This is a genomic window from Streptomyces sp. NPDC041205 (assembly GCF_055591765.1).
Genome location: NZ_JBVIZH010000003.1, coordinates 197,170 through 211,825, shown reverse-complemented (window position 1 = coordinate 211,825; position 14,656 = coordinate 197,170). Strand labels below are relative to the sequence as shown.

At 71.3% G+C, this 14,656-nt stretch carries 16 protein-coding genes; 8 read left to right on the top strand and 8 right to left on the bottom strand.

Annotated features, from left to right (window positions below; all coding sequences use genetic code 11):
- Positions 1–14 precede the first annotated feature (14 nt).
- The 5 genes from ACZ6BG_RS15175 to ACZ6BG_RS15155 all read left to right on the top strand — a co-directional run bounded on the left by ACZ6BG_RS15175 (position 15) and on the right by ACZ6BG_RS15155 (position 4,633).
- Positions 15–1,262 carry a Mur ligase family protein gene (locus ACZ6BG_RS15175; protein WP_030362405.1) on the top strand — a complete coding sequence of 416 codons (1,248 nt, stop codon included), beginning with the start codon at positions 15–17 and terminating at the stop codon, positions 1,260–1,262.
- Between the two features lie 46 nt (positions 1,263–1,308).
- Positions 1,309–2,037, top strand: coding sequence for a type 1 glutamine amidotransferase (locus ACZ6BG_RS15170; protein WP_030362404.1), 729 nt, complete (start codon positions 1,309–1,311; stop codon positions 2,035–2,037).
- A gap of 232 nt (positions 2,038–2,269) precedes the next feature.
- Positions 2,270–3,295, top strand: a complete 1,026-nt coding sequence (locus tag ACZ6BG_RS15165) for a 6-phosphofructokinase (RefSeq protein ID WP_469000772.1) — start codon at positions 2,270–2,272, stop codon at positions 3,293–3,295.
- Between the two features lie 114 nt (positions 3,296–3,409).
- Positions 3,410–4,381, top strand: a complete 972-nt coding sequence (locus ACZ6BG_RS15160; protein WP_469000769.1) for a cytochrome c oxidase assembly protein — start codon at positions 3,410–3,412, stop codon at positions 4,379–4,381.
- A 93-nt stretch (positions 4,382–4,474) separates the two neighbouring features.
- Positions 4,475–4,633 (top strand): hypothetical protein, encoded by a 159-nt coding sequence (locus ACZ6BG_RS15155; protein ID WP_037656815.1) that lies wholly within the window; start codon positions 4,475–4,477, stop codon positions 4,631–4,633.
- A gap of 90 nt (positions 4,634–4,723) precedes the next feature.
- Here the strand turns inward: ACZ6BG_RS15155 and ACZ6BG_RS15150 are convergent, their stop codons facing one another.
- On the bottom strand, positions 4,724–5,122 hold the full coding sequence (locus ACZ6BG_RS15150; protein ID WP_469000767.1) for a subtilase-type protease inhibitor: 399 nt from the start codon (positions 5,120–5,122) through the stop codon (positions 4,724–4,726).
- A 325-nt stretch (positions 5,123–5,447) separates the two neighbouring features.
- Here ACZ6BG_RS15150 and ACZ6BG_RS15145 point away from each other — a divergent pair, with 325 nt between their 5' ends.
- The 3 genes from ACZ6BG_RS15145 (at position 5,448) to ACZ6BG_RS15135 (ending at position 7,877) form a co-directional block, all read left to right on the top strand.
- On the top strand, positions 5,448–6,188 hold the full coding sequence (locus ACZ6BG_RS15145; protein WP_469000764.1) for a lysophospholipid acyltransferase family protein: 741 nt from the start codon (positions 5,448–5,450) through the stop codon (positions 6,186–6,188).
- A 158-nt stretch (positions 6,189–6,346) separates the two neighbouring features.
- Complete coding sequence (locus ACZ6BG_RS15140) at positions 6,347–7,390, top strand: NAD-dependent epimerase/dehydratase family protein (protein WP_469000759.1); 1,044 nt, start codon at positions 6,347–6,349, stop codon at positions 7,388–7,390.
- A 1-nt stretch (position 7,391) separates the two neighbouring features.
- On the top strand, positions 7,392–7,877 hold the full coding sequence (locus ACZ6BG_RS15135) for a YbaK/EbsC family protein (protein ID WP_469000756.1): 486 nt from the start codon (positions 7,392–7,394) through the stop codon (positions 7,875–7,877).
- Positions 7,878–7,925: 48 nt separating this feature from the next.
- On the opposite strand, the gene ACZ6BG_RS15130 is transcribed toward ACZ6BG_RS15135, so the two are convergent.
- The 7 genes from ACZ6BG_RS15130 to ACZ6BG_RS15100 all read right to left on the bottom strand — a co-directional run bounded on the left by ACZ6BG_RS15130 (position 7,926) and on the right by ACZ6BG_RS15100 (position 14,604).
- The gene (locus ACZ6BG_RS15130) at positions 7,926–9,542 is read right to left on the bottom strand and encodes an alpha/beta hydrolase (protein WP_469000753.1); all 1,617 of its coding nucleotides are present in this window, start codon (positions 9,540–9,542) and stop codon (positions 7,926–7,928) included.
- Positions 9,543–9,795: 253 nt separating this feature from the next.
- Entirely contained in the window at positions 9,796–10,050 is a 255-nt protein-coding gene (locus tag ACZ6BG_RS15125) for a hypothetical protein (RefSeq protein WP_469000749.1), read from the bottom strand.
- 5 nt (positions 10,051–10,055) lie between these two features.
- Positions 10,056–10,658 (bottom strand): DUF5994 family protein, encoded by a 603-nt coding sequence (locus ACZ6BG_RS15120; protein ID WP_469000745.1) that lies wholly within the window; start codon positions 10,656–10,658, stop codon positions 10,056–10,058.
- A gap of 250 nt (positions 10,659–10,908) precedes the next feature.
- Entirely contained in the window at positions 10,909–11,391 is a 483-nt protein-coding gene (locus ACZ6BG_RS15115) for a DUF5994 family protein (RefSeq protein WP_469000743.1), read from the bottom strand.
- A gap of 168 nt (positions 11,392–11,559) precedes the next feature.
- Positions 11,560–11,958 (bottom strand): DUF5994 family protein, encoded by a 399-nt coding sequence (locus tag ACZ6BG_RS15110; protein WP_469000740.1) that lies wholly within the window; start codon positions 11,956–11,958, stop codon positions 11,560–11,562.
- Between the two features lie 111 nt (positions 11,959–12,069).
- On the bottom strand, positions 12,070–13,104 hold the full coding sequence (locus ACZ6BG_RS15105) for an acyl-CoA desaturase (RefSeq protein WP_469000736.1): 1,035 nt from the start codon (positions 13,102–13,104) through the stop codon (positions 12,070–12,072).
- 393 nt (positions 13,105–13,497) lie between these two features.
- Positions 13,498–14,604, bottom strand: a complete 1,107-nt coding sequence (locus ACZ6BG_RS15100) for a fatty acid desaturase family protein (protein ID WP_469000734.1) — start codon at positions 14,602–14,604, stop codon at positions 13,498–13,500.
- Positions 14,605–14,656 lie beyond the last annotated feature (52 nt).

Below are 14,656 nucleotides of genomic sequence, written 5' to 3'. Positions count from 1 at the left end.
GAGGATCACGAGAGATGGCAGGACACCCTGGCAGTGCAGACCCGCTGTCGCCGCGGGCCAAGCTGGCCGTGACGGCGGGCAAGGCGGCCGCGGCGGTGTCGCGCGCGGCGGGCCGCGGCAGCGGATCGGTGATCGGCGGCAAGGTGGCCCTCCGGCTCGACCCGGAGCTCCTCGGCCGGCTCGCCACGCACCTGGACGTGGTGCTCGTCTCGGCCACCAACGGCAAGACCACCACGACGCGGCTGATCGCCGAGGCCCTGCGTGCCAGCGGCCCGGTCGTCTCCAACGCCCTCGGCGCCAACATGCCCGCCGGAATCACCTCCGCGCTCGCGGGCGGCTCCGACGCGCGGTTCGGCGTCATCGAGGTCGACGAGAAGTATCTGGCGGGCGTCGCCCGTGACGTCGACCCCAAGGCGATCGCGCTCCTGAACCTCTCCCGTGACCAGCTCGACCGCGCCGGTGAGACCCGCATGCTCGCCGAGAAGTGGCGCGAGGGCCTGGCCGGTTCCAAGGCCGTCGTCATCGCCAACGCCGACGACCCGCTGGTCGTGTGGGCCGCCTCCTCCTCGCCGAACGTGGTGTGGGTGGCCGCGGGCCAGGAGTGGAAGGACGACGCCTGGTCCTGCCCGGCGTGCGGCGGTGTCATGCAGCGCCCCGGCGACGACTGGTTCTGCGGCGAGTGCGGCTTCCGCCGCCCCGCGCCGAGCTGGGCCCTCTCCGGTGACTACGTCCTCGACCCGCACGGCTCCGCCTGGCCCATCCACCTCCAGCTCCCCGGCCGGGCGAACAAGGCCAACGCCGCCTCGTCGGCCGCCGTCGCCGCCGTCTTCGGCGTGCCCCCGCAGGTCGCCCTGGAGCGGATGTACCAGGTGCAGGCCGTCGCGGGCCGCTATGACGTCGTCCAGTTCCAGGGCCGTGACCTGCGTCTCCTTCTCGCCAAGAACCCGGCGGGCTGGCTCGAAACGTTTTCGCTGATCGACCCGGCCCCCGCGCCGGTGGTCCTGTCGGTGAACGCCCGCGGCGCCGACGGCACGGACACCTCCTGGCTGTGGGACGTCGACTACACCCGCCTCGCCGGACGCCCGATCTTCGTGCTCGGCGACCGCAAGCTGGACCTCGCCGTCCGGCTCGAGGTCGCGGGCCTGGACTTCCGTGTCTGCGAGACGCTCGACGAGGCCGTGCAGCTCGCGCCGCCAGGACGCATCGAGACGATCGCGAACTACACCGCGTTCCAGGACCTGCGCCGCCGCGTAGGCAACTGACACCCCGGACCCCCGCACTTCGAGACCTTCGTAGGGACCTATGAGCATGAGCGACAACAGCCTGCGTCTGGTGTGGGTCTACCCGGACCTGCTGAGCACGTACGGCGACCAGGGCAACGCCCTCGTCGTCGAGCGCCGCGCCCGCCAGCGCGGCCTCCAGGTCGAGCGGTACGACGTCCGCAGCGACCAGCCGGTGCCCACCTCCGGCGACATCTACCTGATCGGCGGCGGTGAGGACCGCCCGCAGCGCCTGGCCTCCGAGCGGCTGCGCCGCGACGGCGGACTGCAGCGGGCCGTGGGCAACGGCGCCATCGTCTTCTCGGTGTGCGCGGGCTACCAGATCCTCGGCAACGAGTTCATCAACGACCTCGGCCAGCGCGAGCCCGGCCTCGGCCTGCTCGACGTGGTCTCCACCCGCGGCGAGGGCGAGCGCTGCGTCGGCGACGTGCTCGGCGACATCGACCCGCAGCTGGGCCTGCCCGAGCTGACCGGCTTCGAGAACCACCAGGGCATCACGCACATCGGCCCGGGCTCGCGCCCGTTCGCCCGCGTCCGCCTCGGCAAGGGCAACGGCACCGGCGACGGCACGGAGGGCGCGTACAACGGCACCGTCTTCGGCACGTACATGCACGGCCCCGTGCTCGCCCGCAACCCCCTCATCGCGGACCTGCTCCTGAAGCTGGCCCTCGACGTGAACGCGCTGCCACCGACGGACGACCGCTGGTACGAGGCGCTGCGCGGGGAGCGGATCGCCGCCGCCCAGCAGCCCGCGTAGCACCTCCGGCGGGGTGGGTGGGCGGTACGCGCGGGTCGGACCGCCCCGCCGCCGCTCGCGCCGCGCGCTCGTCCTCGAACGCCGGTCAGGCTGAATCCGTCTCGGCCCCCGAGCACCGTGTCCAGCAGGCGGGCAGCGCTGCGATGCCCCTCCCCGCGCCGGTAGGGTGGCCGGGTTCCAGCCGGACGACGTGGTCCGGTCACCGACCCACGTAGCAAAGGGTTTCCGCGCTATGCGCCTTGGTGTCCTGACCTCCGGCGGCGACTGCCCCGGCCTGAACGCCGTCATCCGGTCCGTCGTCCACCGCGCCGTCGTCGACCACGGCGACGAGGTCATCGGCTTCCACGACGGCTGGAGGGGCCTGCTCGAATGCGACTACCGCAAGCTGGACCTGGACGCGGTCGGCGGCATCCTGGCCCGCGGCGGCACGATCCTCGGCTCGTCCCGGGTGCAGCCCGCCCATCTGCGTGACGGCGTCGAGCGCGCCAAGGGCCATCTCGTCGACCTCGGCCTGGACGCCGTCATCCCGATCGGCGGCGAGGGCACGCTGAAGGCGGCCCGGCTGCTGTCCGACGCGGGCCTGCCCATCGTCGGCGTGCCGAAGACCATCGACAACGACATCGCCGTCACCGACGTGACGTTCGGCTTCGACACGGCCGTCGGGGTCGCCACCGAGGCCCTTGACCGGCTGAAGACCACCGCCGAGTCGCACCAGCGCGTCCTGATCGTCGAGGTCATGGGACGGCACACCGGCTGGATCGCGCTGCACTCCGGCATGGCGGCCGGCGCGCACGCCATCGTCGTCCCCGAGCGGCCCTTCGACATCGAGGAGTTGGCGAAGAAGGTCGGCGAGCGGTTCGAGGCGGGCAAGAAGTTCGCGATCGTCGTGGCCGCCGAGGGCGCCAAGCCCCGCGAGGGCTCGATGGCGTACGACGAGGGCGGCAAGGACGTCTACGGCCACGAGCGGTTCGCGGGCATCGCCCGGCAGCTCTCCCTCGAACTGGAGCAGCGCCTGGGCAAGGAGGCCCGCCCGGTGATTCTCGGCCATGTGCAGCGCGGCGGCACCCCCACCGCGTACGACCGTGTGCTCGCCACCCGCTTCGGCTGGCACGCCGTGGAGGCCGTGCACCGCGGTGAGTTCGGCCGGATGACGGCGCTGCAGGGCACGGACATCGTGACGGTGCCGCTCGCCGAGGCCGTCGAGACGCTGAAGACGGTGCCCGACGAGCGGTACGAGGAAGCGGAGTGCGTGCTCTGACGCACACCCGCAGGCGCGTGTTCTGAACCGCCCCCGGTCGCAAGCGCGACCGGGGGCGGTTCTACTCTGGTGCGGACACACAGCGCACAATCTGCACGAAACAGGAGCCAGCGGATGGATCACAGCGGGCACGGCATGCATGGCATGGACCATGGGATGAACATGGATCTGCCGCCGTTCACGCTGGGGCGCGGGCTCGAACCCTCGGCCGACCCCTTCTTCCTCATCGGCTGCCTGGTGGCCCTCGCCCTGTACGGGTGGGGCGTCGTCCGCCTGGTGCGGCGCGGCGACAAGTGGCCGGTGGGCCGCACCGTCTCGTTCGTCGTCGGCGTCCTGACCATCCTGCTGGTGATGTGCACCAAGCTGAACGACTACGGCATGGTCCTGTTCAGCGTGCACATGGTGCAGCACATGATCATCAGCATGCTCTCGCCGATCCTGCTGCTCCTCGGCGCGCCGATCACGCTGGCGCTCCGGGCGCTGCCGGTCGCGGGCCGCGGCCGCAAGGGGCCGCGCGAGCTGCTCCTTGCGCTGCTGCACAGCCGCTACGTACGGATCATCACGCACCCCGCGTTCACGATCCCGCTGTTCATCGCGAGCCTGTACGCGCTGTACTTCACGCCGCTCTTCGACACCCTGATGGGCTCCAAGGCCGGGCACATCGGCATGATGGTGCACTTCCTCGCCGTAGGCCTGGTGTTCTTCTGGCCGATCATGGGCGTGGACCCGGGCCCGCACCGCCCCGGCCATCTGATGCGGATGCTGGAGCTCTTCGCGGGCATGCCGTTCCACGCGTTCTTCGGCATCGCCCTGATGATGGCGTCCGAGCCCATGATCGACACGTACAAGAACCCCCCGGCCTCGCTCGGCGTCGACGCGCTCGCCGACCAGAACGCGGCCGGAGGCATCGCCTGGGCGTTCAGCGAGGTCCCCTCGGTGCTCGTGCTGCTCGCCCTGCTCTTCCAGTGGTACCGCTCCGACCAGCGCGAAGGCCGCCGCAAGGACCGCGCCGCCGACCGCGACGGGGACAAGGAGCTGGAGGAGTACAACGCCTATCTGGCGTCACTGGCGGCACGCGGACGCTAGCGCCCTGCTGGCTTCGCGGGTGAGGATGGACTCAGGCCACGGTTCGGCGCCCGGGTGACCGGACGCCCGACCTGCGTTTGAGGAGGCAGGGCGATGCCTGGTTCTACGAAGACGATGGGCGCGTTCACCATCGGGGGGCTCGTGATGGTGACCGCGTACACGGTGGCGCTCGGGAGCAACGGCTGGCTGTGGTTCGGCTGGGTCGTGCTCGGGCTCCTCACGGTGGCGATGGTGTTCGCACGCACGACGTGAGACGCCACGGCGGCACCCGGGGGCGCGCCACGGCGGGCCCCCCGCCCCGGGCGGGCCCGGGGAACCGCACGCGGACGGCGAGCACGGCACTCAGAAGCGGAAGACGTGTCCGGTCCCCGCGCCCAGGTGGCAGGCGTTGGCGTACGTCCGGTGCCAGTCCACCGGCCTGCCGCGGAACTCCCCGCTCGCGCTCACGGTGACCGGCGCGTACTCCATGGTGCAGAGCTCCGGCGCGACCGGCAGCGCCGCGAAGTCACCGCCGACGGCGTCCAGCTCGGCGCAGGCCCGCGCCGCGTGTGGGTGGTGTCCGGAAGGCGTCGGCTCGCAGGTCAGCAGGACGCCCCGGATCCAGGTGTTCTCGTCGCCCGAGACGGTGAGGAAGAGGCCGGGCTCGTGGGGCGGGGTGCCCATGCCGGGCGCCGCTGCGGCGGGCGCGACGGCCGCCGCGAGCGCGATCAGGGCGGCCGAGGTGACGGTGAGCGAACGCATGGGTCCTCCGGGGGCTGCTGCGACGGACGCCTGTCACGGACGGTGGCGTCAGTCACGAACGGTGACATCGGGTAGGTGTGGTGGCGTCGGGTACGGCTGGCACGGGTCGAGCACCGGCCAGAGCACCCTCGCGCCATCGGGCGCGGCAAGCCGCCGCGCCGGTCACTCCCCCGTACGGGTCCGCGCCCTCCCTCGTGCGGAGCCGCCCCGCGCCCCGCGCCGAGCGTGCGTCGCGCGATCCACAAGACCCGAACGGGCTCTCGCGCATGCGCCCGCGATTGACTACTGTGCGTCGGCACCACCCCCGGGGGAAGGCGGCGCCCGCATGTTCTACCTACTGCTCAAGTACGTGCTCCTCGGGCCACTGCTCCGGCTGATGTTCCGCCCCAGAATCGAAGGTCTGGAGCACATTCCGGAGCACGGTGCGGCCATCGTCGCCGGGAACCACCTCTCGTTCTCCGACCACTTCCTGATGCCCGCGATCATCAAGCGCCGCATCACGTTCCTGGCGAAGGCCGAGTACTTCACCGGACCCGGCATCAAGGGACGGCTCACCGCCGCGTTCTTCCGCAGCGCCGGGCAGATCCCGGTGGACCGCTCCGGCAAGGAGGCCGGGCAGGCCGCGATCCGCGAGGGCCTCGGCGTGCTGCGCAAGGGCGAGCTGCTCGGCATCTACCCGGAGGGCACCCGCTCGCACGACGGCCGCCTGTACAAGGGCAAGGTCGGCGTCGCCGCGATGGCGCTCAAGGCGCAGGTCCCGGTGATCCCGTGCGCGATGATCGGCACCTTCGAGGCGCAGCCCCCGGGCAAGGTCGTACCGCGCTTCCAGCGCGTGACGATCCGCTTCGGCGAACCCCTCGAATTCTCCCGCTACGCGGGCATGGACGGCGAGAAGGCGGTCCTGCGCGCGGTCACGGACGAGCTGATGTACGCGATCCTCGGCCTGTCCGGCCAGGAGTACGTGGACAAGTACGCGGCCGTGGTGAAGGCGGAGGAGGCCGAGGCTGAGGCCGCGGAAGGGGCGCGGGCGGCGGGGCGGAAGTTCCCTCGGATGCCGTTGAGTTGAGGGACGGCCCGTCCGGCGTGCGCCCCGGCGGTGCTCCCCCGGGACCACCGTCCAGAGGGCGCCCCGGCGGTGTTCCTCTGGGGCCCGGAGCCACCCTCTGCGTCTGCTGACCGCATAACCCGCGCGGCCGTCGCCCGGCGCAGGCGTACCGTCCGGTCATGAGTCGAGCAGTGGTGATCGGGGCGACAGGGCAGGTCGGGCGGGCGGCGGTCAGGGCGCTGGCCGAGGACGGCTGGGCGGTGACCGCGGCGTCGCGGGGCGGCGGGCGCGACGCCACCTGGCCCAGGGACGTGCGCGCGGCACGCCTGGACCGCGCGGACGACGTGACGTTCGCGGAGCTGGTCGGCGAGGGCTGCGACGTCCTCGTCGACATCGTCGCGTACGGGGCGGAGCAGGCCCGGCAGCTCGCGGCCCTCGCCGACCGGATCGGCTCGGCGGTGGTGATCTCCAGCGGCGCGGTGTACGAGGACGAGCGGGGCCGCGGCTTCGACACCCAGGACGAGCCGGACGGCTTTCCCCGCTACCCGGTGCCGATCCCCGAGACCCAGCGGACCGTGGCGCCCGGCACCACGACGTACGGCACCCGGAAGATCCAGCTGGAGCGGAACCTGCTGGCACTCGGCGACCGGCTGCCGACGACGCTCCTGCGGGCAGGCGCGATCCACGGCCCGCACTGCCGCTCGCCGCGCGAGCTGTACTTCGTGAAGCGGGTCCTCGACGGCCGCCGCACCCGGATCCTGAGCGAGGGCGGCGCGAGCCGCTTCCATCCCGTGAACGTGCGGAACCTGGCGGAGCTGATACGACTCGCGGCGCGCCACCCCGGCACGCGGGTGCTGAACGCGGGCGACCCGGACGCCCCCACGGTCGCGGAGATCGGTGCGGCCGTCGACGCCGTGTTCGGCTTCGAGAGCGAGACGGTACTCATCGAGGGCGAGGCCCCGGGCAAGGGCGTCGGCGTCACGCCCTGGACGGCTCAGCACCCCGTCATATACGACATGTCAGCCGCTGAACGGGACTTGACATACAAAGCGGTCACGACGTACGCCGACTCGCTGCCGGAGACGGCGAGTTGGCTCACGGACCAGCTCTCCGGCCGGGACTGGCGCGAGGCGTTCCCGGCCCTGGCCCGCGCCTATGATCCAGTGATCGATCTCTTCGACTACCGGGCGGAGGACGCCTGGCTGGCACGGCGGGAGGCCTGAGGTGACCGAGCACGCCCAGTACACGAAACTCATCGGACTGCTGGAGGAGCGTGGCGCGCACTACCGCGTCATCGAACACGCACCGGAGGGTGCGACGGAGGCGGTGAGCGCGCTGCGCGGCAACGAACTCGCGCAGGCCGCGAAGTGCATCGTGGTGATGGTGAAGCTGGACAAGAAGAGGAAGAGCTACGTCCTCGCCGTCGTCCCCGGCGACCGGCGCGTCGACCTGAACGCGCTCAAGGCCCTGCTCGGCGGGGTGTACGCGGGCTTCGCCACACAGGAGGTGGCGGAGCGGCTCTCGGGGAGCGTGAGCGGCACGATCCTGCCGTTCTCCTTCGACCCGGAGCTGGAGCTCGTCGTGGACCCGGACCTGCTGGCGCACGAGGAGCTGTTCTTCAACGCGGCGCGGCTCGACCGCTCGCTGGCGCTGCGGACGGCGGACTACCGGGAGATCGCTCAGCCGAGGCTGGAAACGATCTCCCAGTAGCACCGCACCTACTGCTGACTGCTACAGAACGACTCTGCTACAGACCGACTACGGCTTGGGCGTGGCGTGCGGGGTGCACGTCACGTCACGGCTGTCGAGCTTGCCGTTGAGCAGGTAGTTGTCGACGCGCTGGTTGAGGCAGGGGTTCTCGAGGTTGGTGATGCCGTGCGAACCGGCGTCCTTCTCCGTGATCAGACGCGAGCCCTTGAGCCGCTTGTGCAGCTCGACCCCGCCCGGGTACGGCGTGGCGGCGTCGCGGGTGGCCTGGGCGATCAGCGTGGGCGGCAGGCCCTTGCCGGTCTTCACCTCGACGGGCTTGTGCTGCTTGCTGGGCCAGGTGGCGCAGGGCAGGTTCATCCAGGCGTTGGCCCAGGTCATGAACGGGTGGTCCTTGTGGATGCGGGTGTTGTCCCGGTCCCACTTCTTCCAGCTGGTGGGCCACTTGGCGTCGGCGCACTCGACGGCGGTGTAGACGGCGTTGCTGTTCTCGGAGGACTTGTTGCCGGCCACGTCGGACAGGTCGGGGCTTGCGGCCTCGATCAGCGGCTTCGGGTCACCGGCGACGTACTTGCTCCAGTTGGTGGCGATGGAGACCCAGGTGGAGTCGTAGTAGGGCGCGCTCTGGAAGTACGCGACGAGCTCGGCCGGGCCGACGACGCCGTTGAGCGGGTTCTGCTTGGCGGTGGCGCGCAGCTTCGCCCACTGCGCCTGCACCTTCTCGACGGTGTCGCCGAGGTGGAAGGTCGAGTCGTACTTGGCGACCCAGGTCATCCAGTCCTTGAGACGGATCTCGAAGGCGACGTCCTGGTCGAGGTTGGCCTCGTACCAGATCTTCTCCGTCGAGGGGTTGACGACCGAGTCGAAGACCATGCGGCGCACATGCGTCGGGAAGAGGGTGGCGTAGACGGCACCGAGGTAGGTCCCGTACGAGACACCCAGGTAGTTGAGCTTCTTCTCACCCAGCGCCGCGCGGATGACATCCAGGTCGCGGGCGGTGTTGGGCGTGGTCATGTGCGGCAGCATCCAGCCGCTGCGCTCCTTGCAGCCGTCCGCGTACTCGGCGGCGAGCTTGCGCTGGGCGCGCTTGTCGGCCGTGGAGTCGGGGACCGGGTCGAGCTTGGGGGCCTTGACGAACTCCTGCGGGTCGACGCAGGAGATGGGCGTGGAGTGGCCGACGCCGCGGGGCTCGAAGCCCACGAAGTCGTAGGCCTTGGCGGTCTTCTCCCACAGCTTGTTCTTGGTGGTGACGCGGGTGGGGAAGCGCAGGCCGGAGGCGCCGGGGCCGCCGGGGTTGTAGAGGAGCGCGCCCTGGCGCTCGCCCTTGGTCCCGGTGTTGCCGATGCGGTCGACGGCGAGCTTGATCTGCTTGCCGTTCGGCTTGGCGTAGTCCAGCGGCACGGTGACCCAGCCGCACTGGATGGGCTTGGCGATGCCCCAGTCCTCGGGACAGTCCTTCCAGGAGATGCCCTTCTTGGCGGCGCGCCGGGCGGCGATGGCGGCGCCGGCGGCCTCCCGGTCCTTGGCGGCCGCGGCCTTGGCCGGGCCTTGACCGGCCCGGACATCGGCGCTCGCGGACGGCGCGGCAAGCGCCCCCGCTATCAACGTCGCCGCGACGAGTGTGCCCGCGGAACCGAACGTCACCGTCCGTCTGGTCCGCGTGGTCATCGGGGTACGACTCAAGTGGGGCCTCCCGCACATCGATTCGGTCGTTCGCTCGGTACGGGGATACTTGCGTCTGGGGGGTCCCTGACAACAGACGTGTTGGACGTTTTTTACCAATCCGATAAACGGATTGGTTTGTACCGGTGAGCGGCCACGGCAGGCCGGAGGCCCGATCCCTGGGAGGGGTCGGGCCTCTGGTGTGGGGTGAGTGACTCACTGTGTGACTGCGGCTCCGGTGGAAGTGCGGGGGATGTCGTCAGGGTCGGCGTCGTGCCCTGGAGCGGCCTCGGCCGCCGTCGCGGTGGTCTCGGCGGGGATGAGGGCTGGTCGGTTCGGTGCGGGCGTCCGGTTTCGGTGGGATCGGTGGTGCGGGGGTTCGCGTGGTGGTGCGGGGGCGGCCGTAGTGGAAGGACGCGATGCGTTCGTTGTGCTGTGCGTTGAGTCGGTGGATGAGGAGCACTCCGAGGGCGATCATCGCCAGGAGGACGATCACGGTCACGACGGTGTCCATCGTGCTCACATCCTTTGCGGTCGCCGCAGGCGCTGCGGTGTCGCGGCGTCCCGGTCGCGGGCCTCATGGCCCCCTTCGGAGGCCCAGGCCTCCTCCACCGCCCGGTCGTTCTCCGCCACCGTCCGTCGACGCGCTGCCTCCTCCATCAACCGGCTCGCGGTCGACGTTCCCAGTGGGTCGCTTCCGGCGGCCATCAGCCAGGCCGCCGCGTCCGGAGGTGTCTGCGGCGGGACCACCAGCAGGTTCCAGCGGCCCGCGCGGTACGAGAGGAGCATCAGCTCGTGGGGGTCCTGCTCGGCCCGGTACCAGCCCACCTTCAGGACGTGCCCGGCTACGGGCACCTTGCGCGGGACGACCGGCCAGTGGGCGGGATTCACGGTGACCCGGGTGATCCGCCCCCACAGCGGGTCGAGCACGGCTGTCAGCGCGGGGAGTTCCGCCCGGAGATCGCGGGAGCGGGGCCACCAGGCGCCGTCCAGCAGCGCGGGCGAGGTGCCTGCGGGAGCGAGCGACAGGCGGAGAAGTGGCGAAGAGGGCCAAGACCCGGCGAGGGAAGGCGCGGTCGGCCCGACCTCAAGGGTCGGCTGGAATGAGGTGGTCGCAGTCATGACGCGAACCCTGCCCCGGGCCGACTGACACCGGCCCGGCATATTCGATCGCCGAAAACGACACAAGCGTGGCAGCCGGTGCGCGAAATATCCTCGGTAGTTCGAGCTTACTCCTCCAGCGAGTCGAACGGTCCGGTCCTCGGGTCTTCGTGACAGTCGGGCATAGGGGAGGACGGTCGGGCATAGGGGCGGACGGTCGGTCGTACCCGAGGACAGTTGGACGTACGCGAGGACGGTCGGACGTACGCGATCAGCCCGGGCCCACGCGATCAGTGCCGGTGTCGATGAGGATCTGCTCGGCCTCGGCGAGGTTGTCGGCGCGGACGGCTGCCGCCATCGCGGCGCGTGCCGCATCCGGTGTCGCGTGCGGCGGGACCACCAGCAGGGAGAAGTGGTCCTCGTCGCCGCGGGTGATGAGGACGGTGTCGTCACCGACCGGGGAGAAGTCGACGTGCACGACACGGTCCCCGACGATCAGTCGCGTCGGCGCGTCCTCCCAGGCGCCGGAGTCCAGGCCCACTCGCGTGACCGGCCCCAGGTGTTCGGTCAGCGCGGCGAGCAGACCGGGCAGTTCGGCGCCGACGTCGCGGGAACGCGGCCACCACGCGCCGTCGAGGATTCCCTGACGTTCGTGTGTCGTCTCCAGGCGCAGGAACGCCGTGCCGGGCCTGACGGCCTTGTGGACGGCGTCCGGCAGCAGCTTCGGGACGCTGGGAGGGTCGGAGTCGGACATCGCGTTCGCCTGTCTGCGGGGTTCGACGGCTCACGCGCGCGTACGGCGATGGCGGTGCTGCCGCCGGGGAGACCTCACGATCTTCCTCATCTCACGGTACTCCTCGCTCCACCCGGCAGGAGGTCAGCGACAGTGAGCTCACCGGCAGGGAGATCACTGGCAGCGATGTCAGACGTCTCCTTCCGCCGCGGCCGCCATGAGTGGCTCGGCCAGGCCCTGCGGGGTGTCGGGCGGTACGACCAGCAGGTCCCACCGGCCCCGGCCCGGGGCGAGCAGGCAGATCGTGTGCGGGGCGGACACGGCGGTGCACCTGCTCAGGCGTACGACCTGGTTGGAGACCAGCATCCGGCCGGGTGTCGCGGCCCATGTCGCCCCGTTGACCGTGACGCTGCTGATGTGGCCCCAAGCCCCGGGCAGTCCGGCGAGCAGCCGCGGGAGTTCCGTGAGCAGGTCGTAAGAGTGGGGCCACCACGCGCCGTCGATGGGGTGTGGCAGGTCGTCACGGGGCGCGAGGCGAAGGCGGAGGAGCGGGGGTGAGGGAAGCAGGGGCTCCAGGACGGCGGTCATGAGGTCTCCGTAGGTTGGTGGGGGTCCGGATCTGTCGGGCGGCCCGGAGTCGGCGGGCAGCCCCGAGCCGGCGGGCGACCCGGAGTCGGCGGGTGGCCCTGGTCGCCGGGTTCACATACGGCGGGCGGTGACCCGGTCACGTGTCGGCCAGCGCACGTCGTGCACCCACCCGACACGTTCGAGGAGGCGGATGACGGCGGCGGAGGGATCGATCTGGCCGCGGTCGACACCGTGCCGCGCGCTGGTGGGGTCGGCGTGGTGGAGGTTGTGCCAGCTCTCGCCGAAGGAGAGCAGGGCCAGGGGCCACAAGTTGGTGGCCCGGTCGTGCCGCCGGGTGCGGAAGGGGCGGCTCCCGATCATGTGGCACAGCGAGTTCACGCTCCACGTCACGTGGTGGAGCAGCGCGATCCGCACAAGTCCCGCCCACAGCAGGGCGGTCAGGGCCCGCTCCCACGTACCGCCGATGGCCCACCCGGCCGCGAACGGCAGCGCGAGCGTGAGGACGCACAGCACCGGGAAGGCCCGGGACACAGCCCGGATGTCACGGTCGGCGAGCAGGTCGGGGGCGTAACGCCGGGCGGACGTGGGGTCGTTGCGGAACAGCCAGCCGACGTGGGCGTGCGCGAGACCGCGCAACTGGCCGCGCAGATGGGTGCCGTAGCGGTACGGGGAGTGCGGGTCACCGGGCCGGTCGGTGAAGGCGTGATGGCGGCGGTGCGTGGCGACCCAGCCGATCACGTCGCCCTGGAAGCTCAGCGAACCGGCCACCGCGAGTGCGACGCGCACGGGACGGACGGACTGGTATCCGCCGTGCGTGAGCCCGCGGTGGAAGCCGACGGTGACACCGAGTCCGGTGACGACGTACAGCGCGAGGGCGAGCAGGACGTCGGCGGGATGGATGAGGCTCCCCCAGAGCAGCCAGCCGGCCAGGCCGAGCCCCAGGAACGGGGCGACGACGATCACCGCGGTCACGAACACGTACAGGTGCTCACCGATGCCGCGTGGCGCGCCCGGTGCGTCGGCTTCGGCGGGGAAAGGCCCCGCCCCGTCATATCCCTGGGAGGGCTGGGCAACGCTCGGCGGCGACGCGAGCGCCGCGGGGCGTGCGGCCGCCGTTGTGGGGGAACTGCGCGTCGTGGACGACACGATGGGGACTCCTTGACCTCGGTGCGGGTGGCGCGGCCGGGGTCACGGGCTGCCCCTGTACGGGTGATGGGTCGCTGTACTGCCCTGAGGCGTACCGCGACGGGACGGTCAGACCGCCTCGCGCGCAAGCGCACGGTCGGCGGGCCGTCTACGGGTCTCGGTCCACGGCCGGACGGGGCGCGCGCTGTGCGGAGAGGCTTCTGCGGTCATCAGGCGGAACCTGCCTCCGAGCGCGCGTCGCCCGGTGTCGTGGAGCCACGAGGCCGAGACCGATCTGAACGCCGGTATACGAAAGGTCCTCGCTTCCCACACCGTACTCCTACCGGAACCCCGGGAGGCCGAAGTGGAGCCGATCCCCGCCGCGCCATGGCCTGAGCCCCGGCGCCGCACGGCTCACCCCGGTACCGCGTACCGCACCACGCGCCCCCACATGGACGCGTACTGCCGCCACAGGGGTCCGGTCACATAGGGAACGCCGTACTCCGCGCACAGCCCCCGCACCTTCGGGACCAACTCGGCGTAGCGGCTGCTGGGGAGGTCGGGGAAGACGTGGTGCTCGATCTGGTGGCCGAGGTTGCCGGACAGGACGTGCAGCAGCGGGCCGCCCTCGAAGTCGGCCGAGCCCTGGATCTGCCGCAGGTACCACTCGCCGCGGGTCTCCCCCTCGATGTCGGTCTCCGAGAACGTCCTGACGTCACCCGGGAAGTGGCCGCAGAAGATCACCGTGTGCGCCCAGACGTTGCGCAGCACGTTCGCGGTGAGGTTGCCGAACAGGCAGGGCAGCGCGGAAGGACCCGCGAGGAGCGGGAAGAGGACGTAGTCCTTGGCAGCCTGCCGCACCCCCTTGCGGACCAGCCGCCCGATCTCGCCGAACAGGCTCCGGGCGCTCTTGCGGCCCGCGGTCACGGCGTCCGCCTCCAGGTCGTACAGGGCGATGCCCCATTCGAAGACGGGCGCGAGCAGGGCCGCGTACAGCGGTTGCAGGAGGTGCACCGGGCGCCAGGGCTGCTCGGGGCTCATGCGCAGGATGGTGTAGCCGAGGTCGCGGTCGCGGCCCACGACGTTCGTGTACGTGTGGTGCAGGTGGTTGTGGGTGTGTTTCCAGGCGTCCGCGGGGGTGAGGAAGTCCCACTCCCAGGTCGCGGAGTGGACGGCGGGGTCACCCATCCAGTCCCACTGGCCGTGCAGGATGTTGTGGCCGAGCTCCATGTTCTCCAGGACCTTGGCGGTGGTGAGCATCGCGGTGCCCGCGAGCCAGGCGGGCGGCAGGAGGGAGACGGCGAGGGCGATGCGGCCGCCTGCCTCCAGGCCTCGCTGGACGGCGATGACCCGGTGGATGTACCGGGCGTCGCGCGCTCCGCGCCCGGCGACGATCTCGGCGCGCAGCCGGTCGAGTTCGGCACCGAACTCGTCGGTCCAGGGCGGTGGTTCGAGGGGAGGCGCGCCCGTCGGATTCGGCGGCGACTTCGGTATCGGCCGGTCTGTGGCGGTGGAGGTCATGGAGGCTCCTTCAGGTTTCGGGCGGGGGTCGACGGTCGAAAGCGGGCGGGGA

Excerpts from the sequence above, each read along its gene's own strand:
- ACZ6BG_RS15140 (WP_469000759.1), top strand. The coding sequence starts at position 6,347 with ATGAGTCGAGCAGTGGTGATCGGGGCGACAGGGCAGGTCGGGCGGGCG.
- ACZ6BG_RS15145 (WP_469000764.1), top strand. The coding sequence starts at position 5,448 with ATGTTCTACCTACTGCTCAAGTACGTGCTCCTCGGGCCACTGCTCCGG.
- ACZ6BG_RS15120 (WP_469000745.1), bottom strand. The coding sequence starts at position 10,658 with ATGACTGCGACCACCTCATTCCAGCCGACCCTTGAGGTCGGGCCGACC.
- ACZ6BG_RS15155 (WP_037656815.1), top strand. The coding sequence starts at position 4,475 with ATGCCTGGTTCTACGAAGACGATGGGCGCGTTCACCATCGGGGGGCTC.
- ACZ6BG_RS15170 (WP_030362404.1), top strand. The coding sequence starts at position 1,309 with ATGAGCGACAACAGCCTGCGTCTGGTGTGGGTCTACCCGGACCTGCTG.
- ACZ6BG_RS15110 (WP_469000740.1), bottom strand. The coding sequence starts at position 11,958 with ATGACCGCCGTCCTGGAGCCCCTGCTTCCCTCACCCCCGCTCCTCCGC.
- ACZ6BG_RS15150 (WP_469000767.1), bottom strand. The coding sequence starts at position 5,122 with ATGCGTTCGCTCACCGTCACCTCGGCCGCCCTGATCGCGCTCGCGGCG.
- ACZ6BG_RS15115 (WP_469000743.1), bottom strand. The coding sequence starts at position 11,391 with ATGTCCGACTCCGACCCTCCCAGCGTCCCGAAGCTGCTGCCGGACGCC.
- ACZ6BG_RS15125 (WP_469000749.1), bottom strand. The coding sequence starts at position 10,050 with ATGGACACCGTCGTGACCGTGATCGTCCTCCTGGCGATGATCGCCCTC.
- ACZ6BG_RS15130 (WP_469000753.1), bottom strand. The coding sequence starts at position 9,542 with ATGACCACGCGGACCAGACGGACGGTGACGTTCGGTTCCGCGGGCACA.
- ACZ6BG_RS15100 (WP_469000734.1), bottom strand. The coding sequence starts at position 14,604 with ATGACCTCCACCGCCACAGACCGGCCGATACCGAAGTCGCCGCCGAAT.
- ACZ6BG_RS15165 (WP_469000772.1), top strand. The coding sequence starts at position 2,270 with ATGCGCCTTGGTGTCCTGACCTCCGGCGGCGACTGCCCCGGCCTGAAC.
- ACZ6BG_RS15160 (WP_469000769.1), top strand. The coding sequence starts at position 3,410 with ATGGATCACAGCGGGCACGGCATGCATGGCATGGACCATGGGATGAAC.
- ACZ6BG_RS15175 (WP_030362405.1), top strand. The coding sequence starts at position 15 with ATGGCAGGACACCCTGGCAGTGCAGACCCGCTGTCGCCGCGGGCCAAG.